This window comes from Xanthobacter wiegelii, assembly GCF_043193855.2.
In the GTDB taxonomy this organism is placed as follows: Bacteria; Pseudomonadota; Alphaproteobacteria; order Rhizobiales; family Xanthobacteraceae; genus Xanthobacter; species Xanthobacter flavus_A.
Genome location: NZ_CM195529.1, coordinates 41,817 through 59,176 on the forward strand (window position 1 = coordinate 41,817; position 17,360 = coordinate 59,176).

Consider the following 17,360-nt stretch of genomic DNA (forward strand, 5'->3'; position numbering starts at 1 on the left):
ACCCGTCACATGTGCGGCGCCTGCGAGAAGGATTTGTGCGGCGCGGAAACGATTTACTTGAAGCAGGTGATTTCTGCTTCCGCCTGCGCCCGGCGCAGCTCGGCGATGGTGTCTTCATATTGGGGCGTGTTGCGGAAGATGTTCGCCGCCTGCCCCACGCCCTGCCGCATGGAGAGAATGGTCTCGGCCGCGACATAATGGTCATAGGGCAGGATCGAGGCGAGCGTGTCCACCGAGCAGGAGCAGCGCGCCATGGCTTCCCGGGTCTGGCCGTTGGCGGCCATGCAGCCGAACACGTAATCGACGCGCGCGGAGGTGGGATAATCGTTGTCGCTGGCGCTCGCCGCAGCCGCCGCCCCGCAGAGGGTGAGCAGCAGGGCGCCGGCCTCAATGGCCCGTCGGATCATAACCGATGCTCTCCTCCCACAGGGCGCCGCCCGGCGCCTCGGCCTTGATGGCCAGCCGCACGATCTGGCCGGGAACCTCCGGCGACACCTCGAACGTATAGACGAGCGTTTCGAGCCCGCGCATCCGCGCGGCGTTGGGATCGCCCTTGAACGGGCTCACCGCGACGCGCCAGCCCTTCACCGTCTGCCCGCCCACGGTGAGGTCGGTTGCGGTGACGGTGGCGGCATCGCGCAAAGCAGTGCGGATGGCGGTCTTGAAGTAGCGGGGATTCCCCTTGAGCCGCCCCGACAGGTCGCCGAGGTGGTTCTCGAGGAAAAGAAGCAGCATGGGGTTGGTGGTCACGCCCTCGAACGGCCCGGCGGCGTGGTGGCGCTCCGGCGAGAAGAAATCGACCTTCACGTCACGCGCATCGCCCCCGCCCGCGCTCGTCTCGATCATGAGAACCACGCGATCCTCGAAGGTCGCCCCGAGTTCGGGATTGGCCACCTTGCGGGCATATCGATAGGTGAGCGTCTGGCCGGCCTTGGTGTTGGCGAGCTGCCGCTCCTCGAACAGCAGCGTCGCCGCGTCAGGGGTGGCCGGCTGGGAGGCGGCCTGCGCCTCGGCACCGCTCGCCGCCTGCGGCATCACGAGGGCGCCGCCGGAGAACAGGGCGGCCATGGAGACGAGCCAGAGGCCCAACGCACGATTGAGGCTCACGATGCGGCTCCTTCGGGCGTCTTCGCGGGCGCCCCGCCGATGGTGCGATAGACGTAATCCGGGGCGACCGCCGCCGCCTCCCCCGTCGCCAGCGCCTCGACGCGGGCGTGGAAGGGCGAGAGCGAGCAGGCCGGGTCGGTCGCCGCCGCATCACCCACCAGCGCCATGGCCTGGCATCGGCAGCCGCCGAAATCCATGTCGCGCCGGTCGCAGCTGCGGCAGGGCTCGCGCATCCAGTCGGTGCCGCGAAAGGCGTTGAAGGCCGGCGAGGCACGCCAGATATCGCCCAGCGCGTGGTCGCGCACGGACCAGAATTCGAGGTTCGGGATGCTTTCCGCCGCATGGCAGGGCAGCACCCGGCCGGTGGGCGTGACATTCAGCGTGCGCCGCCCCCAGCCGCCGGAGCAGGGCTTGGGATAGCGGGCGTAATAGTCCGGGATCACCATGTCGATGACGAGGATGCCTTCGAGCCGCCGCCGCGCCTCCTCCACCAGCGCCACGGAATGATCCACGTCCGGGCGGGCGGGCATGAGGGCAGCGCGGTTCGCATAGGCCCAGCCGTAATACTGGGTGTGCGCCACCTCCAGCCGGCGGGCCTTCAGCGCCACGGCAAGGGCGATGATGTCCTCCATCTCATGGATGTTGCCGCGATGGATGACGGCATTGAGCGTCAGGGGCAGGCCGAGGTCGGTGACCTTGCGGGCGAATTCCAGCTTCGCCGCGTGGCCGCCCTTGTATCCGCCGATGCGGTCGCCGGTCTCGGCGCTCGCCCCCTGCACGGAGAGCTGCACATGGTCGAGCCCCGCATCCGAGAGCGCGTCGATCATGCCGGAGGCGCGACCGATGCCGGAGGTGATGAGGTTGGTGTAGAGCCCCTCCGCCGCGCAATGGGCGGTCAGCTCCACGAGGTCTGGCCGGGCGGTCGGCTCGCCGCCGGAGAGGTGGACGTGGAGGATGCCCAGCGCCGCCGCCTCGCTCAGCACCCGCTTCCAGGTGGCGGTGTCCAGCTCCGCCTCGCGGCGCTCCAGCTCCAGCGGGTTGGAGCAATAGGGACAGCGCAGGGGGCAGCGATGGGTCAGCTCGGCGAGGATGCCGATGGGATGGCCGACCGGGGGCGCCACCGCCGGGCGGGGCGCCTCGCGCACCTCGGTACGGATATCGCTGCCGATCCCGCTCATGTCTCGATCACCCGGCGCGCGATGAGGCTGCCGATCATGTCCTTGACGTCATCGGCGATCACCTCGCGCTTTTCGTCGTAGCGGGCGGCGAGGGCATCCACGATCTCGGCGCAGGTGCGCTTTCCGTCCACCAGTTCCAGCACGGCGGCGGCGATCTCGTCGATGTCGAACGCCCGCTCCGGCGCCAGCAGCACATGGCGGGCGCGCACCTGATCGTATTTGAGCTTCACGCCACGGGGCAGGCGCGGAACGTCGGTTTCCTCGGCGCGCATGTCATTCCCCGACGATGGCGACGCCCGGTCGCCAGGCGCCCGGCGCCGGCCAGCCCGGCGCCACATAGGCGAGATAGAGCGCGTCGAGTTGCGCCCACAGCACCTCGGTCTTGAAGGTGAGGGCGCGGATGACGGCGCGCTGCTCGGCCGCCGTGCGGGCGTGCTGCTTCACGTATTCGAGGGCGAAGTCCGCATCCTTCGGCGCCTGGTCGAGGCGGCGGCGGAAATAGGCGACGACGGTCTCGTTGATGAAATCGTAGTGCTCCAGCATCCCCGAGATGCGCTCGGCATGGATGCCCGGCGCGAACAACTCGGTGAGCGAGGAGGCCACCGCCTCCAGCAAGGTGTTCTCCGCCACGAAGCGCACATAGGCTTCCACCGCGAACTTGGTGGCCGGCAGGGCGCCTTCCCTGGAGACCACATAATCCCGGTCGAGGCCGAGGCCGTCTGTCAGCACCAGCCAGCGCTCGATGCCGCCCGTATCCGCGCCGAAGCCGTCATGGTCGGTGATGCGGTGCAGCCATTCCCGGCGCAGCTCGCGGTCGTCGCAGCGGGCCATCAGCGCCGCATCCTTGCGCGGGATGGCGGACTGGTAACAGTAGCGGTTGAGCGCCCAGGCGCGGACCTGATCGCGGTTCAGCCGGCCGGAATGCAGCAGCCTATGGAAGGGGTGGAGGTTGTGGTAGCGCGTCGCGCCCACCGCGCGCAGGGCCGCCTCAAGCCCTTCTGGGGAGAGGGGCTCCTGCGGCGCGGGCAAAGGCGGGAAATCGGCGGGAAGATCGGCCGCTTCGGCCAGCACCCGGACGGTGGCTTGCGCGCTCATAGGGTGAACTCCATTCCATCCCGGGCGACCGTCCAGCCGGCCGCTTCCACGGCGCGGTGCTCATCGGAGCCATCGATCAGCGCGGGATTGGTGTTGTTGATGTGAATGAACACCCGGCGCGCCACCGGCAGATCGGCAAGCAGCGCCACCGTGCCATCCGCGCCGGACATGGAGAGGTGCCCCATGCGCGCGCCCGTCTTGGTGCCGATACCGGCGGTGATCATCTCGTCGTCTCGGTAGAGCGTGCCGTCGAAGAACAGAAGGTCGGCCCCGGCGATGCGCCGGCGCAGGCCATCCGTCACGGCGGCACAGCCAGGCACGTAGACGAGACGGCGTCCGGCGGACGTGATCGTCACACCCACGGTGGAGCCGGATTCCTCGCCGATCACGAGAGAAGCATCCTCGCGCCAGAGCGGCACCTTGCCGGGCACGGTGAAGAATTCCATGGTCAGGCCCGGCACCGGCGAGAACGGCACGTCGAACGAGACGGGCTCCCGGCGCACCAGCGCCCTGGACACCACGTCGAAGACCTGGTTCTGCGCGATCAGCGTGAGCGTGTCGGCCGTGCCGTATACCTCGAACGCCTGCTGCTCCCGCAAGGTCAGCAGACCGGCGATGTGGTCCACGTCACCATTGGTGAGGACGACGGCGCGAATGGGGCTGTCTCGGCCATCCACCCGAGGCTGAAGCGCCCGGGTCGCGGCGATCTGGGCCCGCAGATCGGGCGAGGCATTCAGGAGCACCCACGAGGCACCGTCCTCCGAGACGGCGATGCTCGACTGGGTTCTGGGTGTGACCCGTGGATCACCCATCCATGCCAGTTGGCACACCGGACAGCGGCAGTTCCACTGGGGAACGCCGCCGCCGGCCGCTGAACCGAGAACGATCACCTGCATGACGCGACAAACGCTCCTGCCCAATCGCTCGCGGCTCCCGACCTCGGTCGATCAGAAATCGGCCGGCAGGTAAGCAGTGACTTCCATGCCGACGCAGACTTCGCAGACCTGGGGCTTGTTCCAGCGCATGATGCTTTCCTCCTGTGTGCTCTTACGATCCTTATAAGAAGATCATAAGAAATTGATGTAACGAGGTTTTTCGCTACAACGGAGTCGAATATTGGCAGCCGAATCGGTTCCCGCAAGTGAAATCTGATGGTGCATTGCAATACTTCTGGAGCACATCAGTGCGGTGACGGTGCGGACAGGTCGAGCATGAAGCCGCGTCCCCGCACTGTCGCCACCTGGGGGCCGCCCGCGCGCCCCACCGGCGCGAGCTTGGTGCGCAGATAGCCCACGTAGACGTCCACCACGTTCAGTGAGGCGCCGCCCTGGCTGGCCCAGAGCCGGTCGAAGATCTCGCCGCGGGCGATCGGGCGGTTGGGGCTGGCCATGAGCAGGGCCAGAAGGTCAGCCTCGCGCTCGGTGAGCCGCACATGCACCTCGCCGAACTTCGCCGTGCGGGTGGAAGGATCAAGCACGAGCCGCCCCGCCATCACGCGGTCGGCGTGGCTTTCGCCGAGGCGATGCAGGAGATGGGTGCGCAGCCGCGCCACCAGCTCACCAAACACGAACGGCTTGACGATGTAGTCGTCGGCCCCGGCGCCGAGGCCCTCGGCACGGTCATGCACCTCATCCTTGGCGCTCAGGAACAGGATGGGGCCGGAGTGGCCCGCGCTGCGCAGCGCCCGGCACACATCGATGCCGGAGCCGTCCGGCAGCATCATGTCGAGCACCACGGCGCAGGGATTGTATTGCCGCGCCGTCTCCAGGGCCTCGTCGGCGCGGCCCACGACGGTCACGTCGAACCCCTCGGCGGAGAGGCCGCGGCTCAGCATGGCGCCAATGTCGCTGTCGTCTTCCACCACCAGGATGTTCATGGTTCCTCCAGTGCTTCATCGGCGTTGGCGCGGCTGCCCGCGGCCCTCTGCAGAGGGTCGCGACTGCCGGCGGCCGGTCACGCGGTCGGTCGGGGCTCGGCTGCGGGCTCGCCGGGCGCGGCGGCGGCCTGCGGGAGCGCGATCGCCACCCGGGTGCCACCCTTCTCCCCGTCCTCCAGTGTGATACGTCCGCCGTGCCGCGTCACCACCCAATCGGCGAGGGCAAGGCCCAGGCCGAAACCCTCGCCAGCGCCCAGCCGCGCGCCGCGCGCGAACAGGCGGGTCCGGGCGTCGGGCGCAATGCCGCACCCGTCGTCGGTGATGCTGATGGTGTCCACCCCATGCCCGTCCGCATCCGTCCCGTGCGTGACCGCCACGGTGACGCGGGTGAGCGGGCGGCCGTGGCGCAAGGCGTTGTCGATGACCCCTTCCACCACCTGCCGCAGCCATTCGCGATCGGCATGCACGAGAAACGCCGGCTCCGGCGCGTGCAGCACCAGCGCCACGCCTTGCCGCCGCGCCACCGGCTCCAGCCCCGCCACCGCGTCGGCAAGCAATGGTGCAAGGGGCGTGTCCTGAAACACCAGCTCGATCTCCCCGCTCTCGGAGCGGGCGACCCGCAGCAGATCCTCCACCCGGCGGTGGAGCATGCCCGCGCGCTTGCGGATGGTGGCGAGGACCGTGCGGCTCACGCTCTCCGGGATGGCCGGCGCCCGCTGGGTGACGTCGCACTCGCCGATGATGACGGTCAGCGGCGTGCGCAGCTCATGGCTCACATCGGCGAAGAAGCGCCGTCGGGAGGCATCGATGGCGGCCAGGCGGGCATTGGCCTCGGTCAGGTCCGCCGTGCGGTCGGTGATGGTCTTTTCCAGCTCCGCCCGGTCCTGCGCGACCTTGCGCTCGCGCCGCGCCAGCAGGGCGGCCATGCGGTTGAAGCGGGCCGTCAGCACGCCCAGTTCGTCGCGCTGGCCGATGGCGAGGCGGGCGGAAAGATCGCCGCGACCGATGGCCGCGGCGGCCCGGTCGATCTCCCGCAGCCGGCCGAGCAGCGGCTGGGCCAGCGCGCGATACAGCACCAGCGCCGCCGCGAACACCGCCAGCGCCATGGCCACGGCGCCGATCCGCAGCCGGTCGGCCAGAGCCACCGCTTCCTCCCGCGCGGCGGTGACGCCGCGCCGCTCGCTCTCCACAAGCAGGGAAAGCGTCGGCCCGGCCGAGGCCGCAAACGCATTGAGGGAGCCGCGCACCCGGTCGCCCCGGCGGGCGGGATCAGGATCACGGGTCGCGGCGGTGATCTGACGGTCCAGCGAGATGAAGTCCGCCCGCAGCCGGGCCAGCAGTCGCTCCTGCGGCCTCAGACCGTTCTGCGTGTCGGGCGCCGCCTGCGCCGCCTTCACGGTCGAGGCTTCCAGCAGGGCCGAGACGCGCGAGCGCGTGTCCTCCAGCCGGCCGGCGCTCACCGTCGGGCTTTCGGTGGCGGCGATGGCGGCGAGGCCGTAATCGGACAAGCGGGCCGAGATCTCTGTCAGCACGTCGAGGCGCTGCTGGGCCGAGATGGCCGCCTCCAGCGCCCCGTCCACGGCCCGCAAGGCGATGAGCACGCTCAGGCCCGCGAGCACCGCCAGCACGGCTGTCGCGCCCGCCAGCGCGGCCAGTTTGAAACGGATGGATCGCATCGCCGCGCGGATGCCTCCCGCCCCCTGCCGGCGGCGCCACCCCTGGCCCGCTCCGGCGCGGCGGAGCCTGCCACACGAAAGCGCGCGGGCAAAAGGAAAAGGACCGCGCAAAAAAGCCCGTCGCCGCAGGCGCAGGGCGTCGCGGCGACGGGCTCTTCGGCGATCAGGTCAGCTTGAGGCTCAGGCCTGGCCGGCCTGGAGACGCTCGGCTTCCGCCTGGAGGCGCTGCTGGTAAAGGGCGGCGAAGTCCACCGGATCGATCATCAGGGGCGGGAAGCCGCCGTTGCGCACGGCGTCGGCGATGATCTGGCGGGCGAACGGGAACAGCAGGCGCGGGCACTCGATGAGCACTACCGGCTGCAGGCTCTGCTCGGGGATGTTGAGGATGCGGAACACGCCGGCATAGACCAGCTCGAAGGCGAACAGGGTGTTGCCTTCGACGCTCGCGCCGCCGTCGATCTTCAGCTCGACCTCGAACTCGCCATTGCCGCCGGGCTTGGCGTTGACGTGGATCTGGATGCTGACGTCGGGCTGCGCCGGGGGAGCGGCAAGCGAACGCGGCGCGTTCGGATTCTCGAAGGAGAAATCCTTGATATACTGCGCGAGCACGTTCAGCGACGGCGCCGCATTCGGGTTGGGGCCGCCATTCTGCGAGGCCATGCGCATCTCCATCCGTGGGGTGTTGGGTCGGCCCCGCGGGCACGACCGGAAAGCGCGGCGCTGCTAGCACGCTTTCCGCAACCGGTGCAAGGACGCGAACGGGTGAGGCACCCCGGCCTTCAACCGGAAGGATGCCTCCCGGACAGGTTTGGAGACAGGATCATGGACGATACCACCATCCCGCCACGCAAGCCGCTGAGCGAGGCCGCCAAGCGCGCGCTGGCCGAGGCCGAGGCCCGCCGTGCGGCCATCGACGCCGCCCAGAAGGACCGGCCCAAGGAGATCAACGGCCGGAACGGACCGGAGCCCGTGCGTTACGGCGACTGGGAAGTCGGCGGCATCGCCACCGACTTCTGACGGCACCTCAGCCGACCAGAGCGAGGCCGATGAGGCCGGCGATGCCCACCGCAATGCGCCACCAGCCGAACGGTGCATAGCCGTGCTTCGACACGAAATCGAGCAGCGACTTCACCACAACCACCGCCGCGCAGAACGCCGCCACGAAGCCGATGACGATGAGCAGCCCATCGTCCATGGAGAGGTTGCCGCGGTTCTTGTAGAGGTCGTAGGCGAACGCGCCGAACATGGTGGGCAAGGCGAGGAAGAACGAGAACTCAGCCGCCGCCCTCTTGTCCACGCCCAGCAGCATGGCGCCGACGATGGTCGAGCCCGATCGCGACATGCCCGGAATCATGGCGAGGCACTGGAAGAAGCCGATGGCGAGCGCGATGTGCCACGGCAGGCCCATGGCGTTGTTGTAGCGCGGCTCCGGCACCACCTTGTCGATGAACAGCAGGATGATGCCGCCGAAGATCAGCGTGCCGCAGATCAGCGTCGGGGTCTCGAACAGCACGCTCTTGATGAAGCCGTGCGCCATGGCGCCGATCACCGCCGCCGGCAGGAAGGCGATGACGACACCCATCACGAAGCGCCGCGCCCCCGGATTCGTCGGCAGTTGCTGGGCGACGCGCAGGAAGCGCTGGAAGTAGACGGTGAGGATGGCGAGCACCGCGCCGAGCTGGATCAGCACCTCGAACGTGTGGCCGTTGCTTTCGAAGCCGAGGAAGTGTCCGGCGAGCAGGATATGGGCTGTCGAGGAGACGGGGATGAATTCCGTCAGCCCTTCCAGGAGGCCGAGGATCAGCGCTTCGAGCATGTCGCCGAGAGTCATGGGTCAGAAAATCCGGGAGGCGGGAAGAGACGGGCGTCATCCTCTCCGCTTGCCTTCGCGGGTGCAATGTGGCGCGCCGCTGCGGAAGGGGAGGGCCGGCGCGGCCGGCGCGTTTCCGGCCACGCTGTGGCCGCATCGCCACACGCCCGAAAATAACCTTGGGGCAGCTGAGATTGGCGCCTTAACGATCGCTTCACCATGATCGGACTGGGGACTGCGGGAGCCTCCGGCCCCGCCCCTGCGCCGCAGCAGGGAGGAACCAATCGGAAAGGTTCGGCTTCTAATCATAGGCAACGCCGGGTGCCTCGCCCCCTCCCTTCGACCCCCGGCGAAATCGGCCCATGTATCTGCATCATCACCCTTTCTGCCCCCATTCCCGATTCGTCCGCCTGCTGCTCGCCGAATACGGCCTGGAGCCGGAGCTGGTGGAGGAGCGCGTGTGGGAGCGACGGCCGGGCTTCCTCGCGCTCAATCCGTCGGGGGAGACGCCGGTGATCGTGGAGGAGATGGCGGCCTCGGTGCCGGGCGCCTTCATCATCGCCGAATATCTCGATGAGACCCGGGGCCTCGCCCTCGGCAACCACCGTCTCCTGCCGGAGGACCCCGCCGGCCGCGTCGAAGTGCGCCGGCTGACCCAGTGGTTCAACGAGAAGATGTATGTCGAATCGACCGAGCCGCTGGTGCGGGAGCGCATCCACAAGCGCTACATGACCCGCGAGCAGGGCGGCGGCTCTCCGGATGCGACATCGCTCCGGGTGGCGCGCGCCAATCTGCGCTATCATCTGAAATATATCGGCTGGCTGGCCAAGGGCCGCAAATGGCTCGCTGGCGAGAGACTGAGCCAGGCCGACCTTGCCGCCGCCGCGCATCTCTCGGTGGCCGACTATCTGGGCGACGTACCGTGGGACGAGGACGAGCACGCGAGGGACTGGTATGCGCGGATCAAGTCGCGCCCGACCTTCCGCGCCCTGCTCACCGAGAGCATCCCGGGCATGCCCCCCTCCAAGACCTACGCGGACCTCGATTTCTGACGCCGGGCGCCGGCGGGCTGGAGGAGATCGTCCGCCACCTCGCCGGTGACGAGGGCTTCGATGCCGTCGGCATCGCGAGCCCGCAGGCGGGCGGGCCGGCCGGGGAACGGCTCCGCGCCTGGGTCGCGGACGGCGCCCATGGCGACATGGGCTGGATGGCCGAGACGCTGGACCGCCGCGCCGATCCGCTGACGCTGTGGCCGGACATGCGCAGCGTCATCATGCTCGGCCTCAATTACGGCCCCGCCGAAGACCCGCGCGCCGTGCTGGGCCAAACCGACGCTGGCGCCATCTCGGTCTATGCTCGCGCCGAGGATTATCACGACATCATCAAGCCGAAGCTCAAGCGCGTTGCCCGCGCGCTGCTGGCGGAGGCGGGCCGGCGCGGCGTCACCGCCGACGTGAAGGTGTTCGTGGATACCGCTCCGCTGATGGAAAAGCCGCTCGCCGCCGCGGCAGGCCTCGGCTGGCAGGGGCGGCACACCAATCTCGTCTCGCGGGACTTCGGCTCCTGGCTGCTCCTCGGTGCCATCGCGACGACATTGGAGCTTAGGCCGGACGCGCCGGAACAGGACCATTGCGGCTCCTGCCGCGCCTGTCTCGACGCCTGCCCGACCGCCGCGTTCCCCTCGCCTTACGTCATCGATGCGCGGCGCTGCATTTCCTACCTCACCATCGAGCACAAGGGACCGATCCCGGCAGAGCTGCGCCCGCTCATGGGCAACCGCATCTATGGCTGCGACGACTGCCTCGCCGCCTGCCCCTGGAACAAGTTCGCGCAAATGGGCCAGGAGGCGAAGCTCGCCGCCCGCGCGGAGAACGACGCCCCGCCGCTGGCCGAGTTGGTGGCGCTGGACGATGCCGCCTTCCGCGCCCGCTTCCCAAAAAGCCCGGTCAAACGGATCGGGCGCGACCGCTTCATCCGCAACGTGCTGATCGCCATCGGCAATTCGGGAGATGCGCGGCTCTTGCCGCAGGTGGAAGCGCGGCTGGCGGATGAGTCCGCTCTGGTAAGAGGTGCTGCGGTGTGGGCGCTGGGGCGGCTGGCGGACCCGGCGACTTTGGCGCGGCTGGCGGCCGCGCACCTTTCGGCGGAGGCGGATATAGCGGTATCGGCAGAGTGGAGAACAGCCGCATCGCACGCCTGAGACCCGCCGCCCATTTCCATCCGGCGGGTTTGCCGGTAGGATCGAAAGCTCACGGAACCATCAAGGGGGCGACAAGAGCTGGCGTCACGATCGCGTCGCGCCCACACGCGAAGATCGACGGCGACAGAACAGGCGACATGCACGAGCCCCGCAAGCTTTATGTGAAGTCCTTCGGCTGCCAGATGAACGTCTACGATTCCCATCGTATGGCGGATACGCTGGCGCGCGAGGGATATGTGGAGACGCAGGATCCGGCTGAGGCCGACCTTGTGATCCTCAACACCTGCCATATCCGCGAGAAGGCCGCCGAGAAGGTCTATTCCGAGCTCGGGCGCCTCAGGAAGCAGAAGCAGGAAGCGGGCTCCGACACCATGATCGCCGTCGCCGGCTGCGTCGCACAGGCCGAGGGCGCCGAGATCATGCGCCGCGCGCCGGTGGTGGACGTGGTGGTCGGCCCCCAGAGCTACCACCGCCTGCCCGAGCTGCTGGCCGAGGCCAAGGCCGGCAAGCGGGTGGTGGACACCGAATTTCCCGCCGAGGACAAGTTCGACCACCTGCCCGCGCCCACCCGCGCCGCCACCCGCAAGCGCGGCCCGACGGCGTTCGTGACGGTGCAGGAAGGCTGCGACAAGTTCTGCACCTTCTGCGTGGTGCCCTATACGCGCGGCGCCGAGGTCTCCCGCCCGGTGACCAAGATCCTCGACGAGGCCGCCCGCCTTCTCGACCAGGGCGTGCGCGAGATCACCCTCATCGGCCAGAACGTCAACGCCTTCCACGGCGAGGGGCCGGACGGCAAGGTCTGGACCCTTGCCCGGCTCATGGAGCGGCTGGCGCAGATGGAGGGGCTGGCGCGGCTGCGCTACACCACCTCCCATCCGCGCGACATGGGCGACGACCTCATCGCCGCCCACCGCGACCTGCCTCAGCTGATGCCCTATCTGCACCTGCCGGTGCAGTCCGGCTCCGACCGCATCCTCGCCGCCATGAACCGCAAGCATGGCCGCGACCTGTTCCTCTCCCTCATCGAGAAGATGCGCGGCGTGCGGCCGGACCTCGCTTTGTCGTCCGACTTCATCGTCGGCTTCCCGGGCGAGACCGACCGCGACTTCGAGGACACGCTCGATCTCGTGCGCGAGGTCGGCTTCGCCAGCGCCTACTCCTTCAAATACAGCGCCCGTCCCGGCACCCCCGCCGCCGATCATGAGGCGCAGGTATCGGAAGAGGTGAAGACCGAACGCCTCGCCGAGCTGCAGAAGCTGCTGGAAGCCTCCAAGTCGGCCTTCGATGCCGCCTGCCGTGGCCGCACCTTCGATATCCTGCTGGAGAAGCCCGGCCGGCAGCCGGGCCAGCTCATCGGCCGCTCGCCCTACCTCCAGAGCGTGGTGGTGAATGATCCGCCCGTCGGCATCGGCGAGCTTCTCACCGTCACCATCACCGATGTCGGCCCGAACAGCCTTGCCGGCGTTACGGCCGAGACGCCCCCTTCCCCCGTCCTTTCCCGGCCGCTTGCGGCCATGGAGGCCTGAGCTTGCGCAGATCCGGCAGCGACAACCGTGATCGTCCCCTGGCGGCGTCCGCGCCGCAGGCCTCCAACGGACCCGCCCGCGCGGCGGTGACGGCCCCCTGGGCCAATCCGGACGAGCCTCCGGCCGCCCACGTGGTGCTGGCTTTCGACGACAACCGGCTCGCCACCCAGCTGTTCGGCCATTATGGCCGCAACCTCGCCCTCATCGAGCGCAAGCTGGGGGTGAAGGCGGATTCGCGCGGCAACCACGTGACGCTGGAAGGCGAGCGCGATGCCTGCGAGCAGGCCCGCGCCGTGCTGGAGCACCTGTATGAGGCGCTTCGGAAGGGCCGCGACATCAGCCAGGGCGACGTGGAAGGAGCCATCCGCGAGGTGACCTCGCAGGGCTCCCTCTTCGATTTCGACCCGGCCGAGCAGCGCCAGTCGTTCGACGAGATTCATCTGCGCCGCCGCCCGGTGCGCGCCCGCACTGCCGCGCAGGATGCCTATATCCGCGCCCTGAAGCGGCACACCCTGGTGTTCGGCAACGGCCCCGCCGGCACCGGCAAGACCTGGATCGCGGTGGCCTACGCCGTCCATCTGCTGGAGCGGCGGATGGTGGACAAGATCATCCTCTCCCGTCCCGCCGTGGAGGCCGGCGAGCGCCTCGGCTTCCTGCCCGGCGACATGAAGGAGAAGGTGGATCCGTACCTGCGACCCATCTACGACGCGCTGTATGACCTGATGGACCGCCCCTTCGTGGAGCGGGCGTTGCAGTCCGGCGAGATCGAGATCGCGCCGCTCGCCTTCATGCGTGGCCGCACCCTTTCCAACGCGGCGGTGATCCTGGACGAGGCGCAGAACGCCACCTCCATGCAGATGAAGATGTTCCTGACCCGCCTGGGCGAGAATTCGCACATGATCGTCACCGGCGATCCGAGCCAGACCGACCTGCCCGGCGGACAGGTCTCCGGCCTTGCAGAAGCCGTGCGGCTGCTGGAAGGCGTCGAGGGGGTTGGGATCTGCCACTTCAAGGCGGAGGACGTGGTGCGCCACGAGCTGGTGCAGCGCATCGTCTCCGCCTACGAGCGGCTCGACGCCGCCAAGATCGAGGCCGCCTCCGCCCGCCTCGCCGGCAAGGCCGGGAACTGAGCCATGGCCGCACCCGCCCCCGTCGCGCCGACCCCCGAGATCGACGCGGACATCGATGTCGCCGTGGAGGCCGAGGGCTGGTCCCTCATACCGGACGCCGAGGCCGTGTCCATCCGCGCCTGCCGGGCCGCGCTGACCGCCTGTGCGGAGGACGTGCCGGAGCCTTGCGAGGTGGCCATCACCCTCACCGACGACGCGCGCATCCGCGTGCTGAACCGCGACTGGCGGGACATGGACAAGGCCACCAACGTCCTGTCCTTTCCCCAGCCGGACCTGCCGGACGACATCGACGCCCCCCAGCCTCTCGGCGACATCATCGTCGCGCTGGAGACGCTCAGCCGCGAGGCCGAAGCGGAGGGCAAGGCGACGGCCGATCATCTCGCCCATCTGGTGGTGCACGGAACGCTGCACCTCATGGGCTACGACCATCTCGAAGACACCGAAGCAGAGGAAATGGAGGCGCTGGAGCGCGACATCCTCGCGGGCCTGGGGATCGCTGATCCCTATGGCCTGCCGCAGGACTGAAGCGACAGCGGCTAGATAAAGACATGTCCAACATCGACCAGCCGACCGAGACCAGCTCCGCCGAGCCGCAAAGTTTTCTCGATCGATTGCGTGCCCTCCTCGGCGCGTTCCGCCCGCACGGCTCCCTGCGCACCGACCTCGTGGAGGTGCTCGCCGCGGCGGAAACACCCGAGGAGGAAGGAGAGTTCACCCCATCAGAGCGCAAGATGCTGCGCAACATCCTGCACCTGCGGGAGGTGGGCATCGGCGACATCATGGTGCCCCGCGCCGAGATTGTCGCCGTGCGCAAGGACGCGGCCCTGGGCGAACTGCTGAAGCTGTTCGTCACCGTCGGACATTCCCGGCTCGTCGTCTATGACGACACGCTCGATGATCCGGTGGGCATGGTCCACATCCGCGACCTCATCGCCTTTCTCGCCGGCGACCTCGCCTCCGAGAGCGGCAAGATCGACCTCGGCAAGGTCAATCTCGACGCGACGCTGGAGACCGCCGGTCTCATCCGCCGCATCCTCTACGTGCCGCCGTCCATGCCGGCGGTGGACCTGCTGGTTTCCATGCAGGCGGCCCGCACCCATCTCGCCCTCGTCATCGACGAATATGGTGGCACGGACGGCCTCGTCTCCATCGAGGACGTGGTGGAGGAGATCGTCGGCGAGATCGAGGACGAGCACGACGAAGCGGCCGAAACGCTCCTGACCCGCCAGCCCGACGGCAGCTATCTCGCCGACGCCCGGACGCCGCTTGAGGCGGCGGTGGAAGTGCTCGGCACCGCCTTCGCCTCGGAAGAGGCGATGGAGGAGGTGGACAGCGTTGGCGGCCTGGTGGTGCGCATCGCTTCCCGGGTGCCGAAGACCGGCGAGGTGATTTCGCTGCCGGGCGGCTTCGATGTGGACGTGGTGGAGGCCGATCCGCGCCGGCTGAAGAAGCTGCGCATCATCCCGCCCCGGGATCTCGACGGCTCCGCCGCCGGGCATGCCGGGTCCTCCGACGCCTGATCCGCCGCGTGGCTTTTCCCCCCAAGGTGGCTTCCCTCCCAAAGGGCGCCCCCCGCCGCGGCGCGCCCCTGACCGTGCCGACATGGCGTTCGCGCATCCTGATGCTGCGCTTCCTCACCGGCTGGCGGCGGCGCGGTGTCGCGTGGACGGCAGGCGCGGCCGGCGCTCTCGCCATGCCGCCGTTCGATCTGTGGCCGGTGCTGGCGCTCAGCTTCCCGGTCCTCGTGCTGCTGCTGGACGGCTGCCGGGGGGATCTGAGGACCAGGCTCTTATCGGCCGCCGGCGTCGGTTGGTGGTTCGGCTTTGGCTATTTTCTCGCCTCGCTCTGGTGGATCGGCGCCGCCTTCCTGGTGGAGGCGGATGTGTTCGGCTGGCTGCTGCCGTTCGCGGTGGTGGCGATGCCGGCGGGCCTGGCCCTGTTCACGGCGTTCGGAACGGCGGTGGCGCGCCTCCTGTGGTCGAAAAGCGGCCTGCGGCTGTTCGCGCTCACGTTCGGCCTGACGCTGGCGGAATGGCTGCGCGGGCATGTCCTCACCGGCTTTCCCTGGAACACCTACGGCTATGCCTTCTCCGACGACCTGCTGCTGATGCAGGCGGCTTCGGTGGTGGGGGTGTGGGGCCTCACCTTTTTCTGCGTGCTGCTGCTGTCGACGCCGGCGCTGCTGCTGGTGCCTGGCCGGCGCGGGCTGGCTGTGGTCGCGGCGGCGGGGCTTCTCCTCGCGGGCACGGCGGCGTGGGGCAGCTGGCGGCTCGCGACGACGCCGGTTGAGACCGTTCCCGGGGTGGCGCTGCGGGTGATGCAGCCGAACCTCTCGCAGGACAAGAAATTCGCCTACGACCGGCGCGAACAGATTGTGAAAGACTATCTCGCGCTCAGCGCCAGGAAGAGCGACACCTATCCTGCCGGGCTCGCCGACGTGACCGCGCTGATCTGGCCGGAATCTTCGTTTCCTTTCATCTATGAGCGCGAACCTTGGGCTGCCGAGGCCATTGCCGCCGTTTTGCCGCCCAACGTGACGCTGGTGACGGGGGCGGTGCGCTACGACCTGCCGCCGCCCGGCCAGCGATCGCCTTTCTTCAATTCCATCAGGGTGATGGACCACAGGGGGCGGGTGCTGGAGAACACCGATAAGGTGCATCTCGTGCCGTTCGGGGAGTATCTGCCGTTTCAGGCTGAGCTTGAGGCGCTGGGGTTGGAGCAACTTACGCGTGTGCGCGGCGGTTTCTCCTCCGGTCCGGAGCTGGTCCCCCTCAGGATACCGGGACTACCCCTCGCCGCGCCGCTTGTCTGTTACGAAATTATCTTTCCCGGAAAGGTAGTTCCGCGGGGTCCGCGGCCGGACTGGATGCTCAACCTGACCAATGATGCGTGGTTCGGCCTGACGCCTGGCCCGTACCAGCATTTCGCTCAGGCCCGCATGCGCGCGGTCGAGGAGGGACTGCCGCTGGTGCGGGCGGCGAACACGGGCATCTCAGCCATCATTGATCCCGTGGGGCGTATTGTCGCATCACTTGGTCTCGGCCGGGAGGGCTTGGTGGACGGTCCCCTGCCAAAGGCGCTGGAAACGGTTTCTCTCGCTGCCAAGCTTGGCGGTATAATTCTTTTTGCTCTTCTGGCCGCGGCCCTCATTTTAGCGGCCATACCGCTTTGCGGTTGCATTACACGCAAAGGTTGATCGACGCATACCGATTGTATGCCTATGTTCGCCGGCAATCAGGGCAGCCTTCGCGATGCGAAGTATCGAGTAATCTTTTCCGACATAGCCGGAGAGACCATGGTCAAGAAGGCGCCGAACCCTATTGATAAGCACGTTGGCTCGCGTGTCCGCATGAGGCGGATGATGGTGGGAATGAGCCAGGAAAAGCTGGGCGAGCATCTGGGCATCACCTTCCAGCAGATCCAGAAGTACGAGAAGGGCACGAATCGCATCGGCGCGAGCCGCCTCCAGCAGATTTCCATTGTCCTCGGCGTTCCCGTCGCCTTCTTCTTCGAAGGCGCTCCCACCGTCGGCCCGGAAGGTGAGGGTTTCTCGGAAGAACAGTCCCCCGCCTATGTCTCCGACTTCCTCGCCACGTCCGACGGACTGACGCTCACCCGGAACTTCATGCGGATCTCCGACGCCCGCGTGCGGCGCCGCATCGTCGATCTGGTGATCGCCATCGCCGGCGAAACGGAGGCGTGAAGCGTTCGTTTTGGCGAACGATTTCGCGCTGACGACCTTGACCGCCCGCCGCTGCGTTG

The 17,360-nt window shown here is 68.4% G+C and carries 20 protein-coding genes; 9 read left to right on the top strand and 11 right to left on the bottom strand.

What is annotated here, in order from left to right; translation table 11 throughout:
- Positions 1–53 precede the first annotated feature (53 nt).
- The 10 genes from V5F63_RS00195 to secB all read right to left on the bottom strand — a co-directional run bounded on the left by V5F63_RS00195 (position 54) and on the right by secB (position 7,592).
- Complete coding sequence (locus V5F63_RS00195; protein WP_209486933.1) at positions 54–407, bottom strand: hypothetical protein; 354 nt, start codon at positions 405–407, stop codon at positions 54–56.
- Positions 388–1,107 (bottom strand): hypothetical protein, encoded by a 720-nt coding sequence (locus V5F63_RS00200; RefSeq protein ID WP_394101239.1) that lies wholly within the window; start codon positions 1,105–1,107, stop codon positions 388–390. Before V5F63_RS00200 ends, V5F63_RS00195 begins: the two co-directional genes overlap by 20 nt.
- A complete protein-coding gene (gene pqqE, locus V5F63_RS00205; protein WP_394101240.1) occupies positions 1,104–2,285 on the bottom strand; it encodes a pyrroloquinoline quinone biosynthesis protein PqqE in 1,182 nt (393 codons plus the stop codon). The genes V5F63_RS00200 and pqqE overlap by 4 nt, the downstream gene beginning before the upstream one ends.
- Positions 2,282–2,557 carry a pyrroloquinoline quinone biosynthesis peptide chaperone PqqD gene (gene pqqD / locus V5F63_RS00210; protein WP_209486938.1) on the bottom strand — a complete coding sequence of 92 codons (276 nt, stop codon included), beginning with the start codon at positions 2,555–2,557 and terminating at the stop codon, positions 2,282–2,284. Before pqqD ends, pqqE begins: the two co-directional genes overlap by 4 nt.
- Position 2,558: 1 nt before the next feature.
- Positions 2,559–3,380: a pyrroloquinoline-quinone synthase PqqC gene (pqqC, locus tag V5F63_RS00215; RefSeq protein ID WP_394101241.1), complete on the bottom strand. Its 822-nt coding sequence runs from the start codon at positions 3,378–3,380 to the stop codon at positions 2,559–2,561.
- Positions 3,377–4,276 (bottom strand): pyrroloquinoline quinone biosynthesis protein PqqB, encoded by a 900-nt coding sequence (gene pqqB, locus V5F63_RS00220; protein WP_394101242.1) that lies wholly within the window; start codon positions 4,274–4,276, stop codon positions 3,377–3,379. Before pqqB ends, pqqC begins: the two co-directional genes overlap by 4 nt.
- A gap of 51 nt (positions 4,277–4,327) precedes the next feature.
- Positions 4,328–4,405 (bottom strand): pyrroloquinoline quinone precursor peptide PqqA, encoded by a 78-nt coding sequence (pqqA, locus tag V5F63_RS00225; RefSeq protein WP_081437156.1) that lies wholly within the window; start codon positions 4,403–4,405, stop codon positions 4,328–4,330.
- Between the two features lie 155 nt (positions 4,406–4,560).
- On the bottom strand, positions 4,561–5,256 hold the full coding sequence (locus tag V5F63_RS00230; RefSeq protein WP_209486941.1) for a response regulator transcription factor: 696 nt from the start codon (positions 5,254–5,256) through the stop codon (positions 4,561–4,563).
- A 77-nt stretch (positions 5,257–5,333) separates the two neighbouring features.
- Positions 5,334–6,932: a sensor histidine kinase gene (locus tag V5F63_RS00235; RefSeq protein WP_394101243.1), complete on the bottom strand. Its 1,599-nt coding sequence runs from the start codon at positions 6,930–6,932 to the stop codon at positions 5,334–5,336.
- A gap of 180 nt (positions 6,933–7,112) precedes the next feature.
- Entirely contained in the window at positions 7,113–7,592 is a 480-nt protein-coding gene (gene secB, locus V5F63_RS00240; protein WP_168458696.1) for a protein-export chaperone SecB, read from the bottom strand.
- A 162-nt stretch (positions 7,593–7,754) separates the two neighbouring features.
- Between secB and V5F63_RS00245 the strand changes: the two genes are divergently transcribed.
- Positions 7,755–7,949, top strand: a complete 195-nt coding sequence (locus V5F63_RS00245) for a DUF1674 domain-containing protein (protein WP_209486945.1) — start codon at positions 7,755–7,757, stop codon at positions 7,947–7,949.
- A 7-nt stretch (positions 7,950–7,956) separates the two neighbouring features.
- On the opposite strand, the gene V5F63_RS00250 is transcribed toward V5F63_RS00245, so the two are convergent.
- Complete coding sequence (locus V5F63_RS00250; RefSeq protein WP_209486947.1) at positions 7,957–8,763, bottom strand: undecaprenyl-diphosphate phosphatase; 807 nt, start codon at positions 8,761–8,763, stop codon at positions 7,957–7,959.
- Between the two features lie 341 nt (positions 8,764–9,104).
- On the opposite strand from V5F63_RS00250, the gene V5F63_RS00255 reads away from it, so the two are divergent.
- The 8 genes from V5F63_RS00255 to V5F63_RS00290 all read left to right on the top strand — a co-directional run bounded on the left by V5F63_RS00255 (position 9,105) and on the right by V5F63_RS00290 (position 17,301).
- On the top strand, positions 9,105–9,794 hold the full coding sequence (locus tag V5F63_RS00255) for a glutathione S-transferase family protein (protein WP_209486949.1): 690 nt from the start codon (positions 9,105–9,107) through the stop codon (positions 9,792–9,794).
- Positions 9,791–10,942 carry a tRNA epoxyqueuosine(34) reductase QueG gene (gene queG, locus V5F63_RS00260; RefSeq protein ID WP_394101410.1) on the top strand — a complete coding sequence of 384 codons (1,152 nt, stop codon included), beginning with the start codon at positions 9,791–9,793 and terminating at the stop codon, positions 10,940–10,942. Before V5F63_RS00255 ends, queG begins: the two co-directional genes overlap by 4 nt.
- A 137-nt stretch (positions 10,943–11,079) precedes the next feature.
- Positions 11,080–12,468, top strand: coding sequence for a tRNA (N6-isopentenyl adenosine(37)-C2)-methylthiotransferase MiaB (miaB, locus tag V5F63_RS00265; RefSeq protein WP_394101244.1), 1,389 nt, complete (start codon positions 11,080–11,082; stop codon positions 12,466–12,468).
- A gap of 86 nt (positions 12,469–12,554) precedes the next feature.
- Positions 12,555–13,598 carry a PhoH family protein gene (locus V5F63_RS00270; protein ID WP_209490070.1) on the top strand — a complete coding sequence of 348 codons (1,044 nt, stop codon included), beginning with the start codon at positions 12,555–12,557 and terminating at the stop codon, positions 13,596–13,598.
- 3 nt (positions 13,599–13,601) lie between these two features.
- Positions 13,602–14,123, top strand: a complete 522-nt coding sequence (ybeY, locus tag V5F63_RS00275; protein ID WP_394101245.1) for an rRNA maturation RNase YbeY — start codon at positions 13,602–13,604, stop codon at positions 14,121–14,123.
- A 23-nt stretch (positions 14,124–14,146) separates the two neighbouring features.
- On the top strand, positions 14,147–15,118 hold the full coding sequence (locus tag V5F63_RS00280; protein WP_209486967.1) for a hemolysin family protein: 972 nt from the start codon (positions 14,147–14,149) through the stop codon (positions 15,116–15,118).
- A gap of 101 nt (positions 15,119–15,219) precedes the next feature.
- Entirely contained in the window at positions 15,220–16,794 is a 1,575-nt protein-coding gene (lnt, locus tag V5F63_RS00285) for an apolipoprotein N-acyltransferase (protein ID WP_394028441.1), read from the top strand.
- A 99-nt stretch (positions 16,795–16,893) separates the two neighbouring features.
- Positions 16,894–17,301: a helix-turn-helix domain-containing protein gene (locus V5F63_RS00290; protein WP_209486970.1), complete on the top strand. Its 408-nt coding sequence runs from the start codon at positions 16,894–16,896 to the stop codon at positions 17,299–17,301.
- The last annotated feature ends 59 nt before the right edge of the window (positions 17,302–17,360 follow it).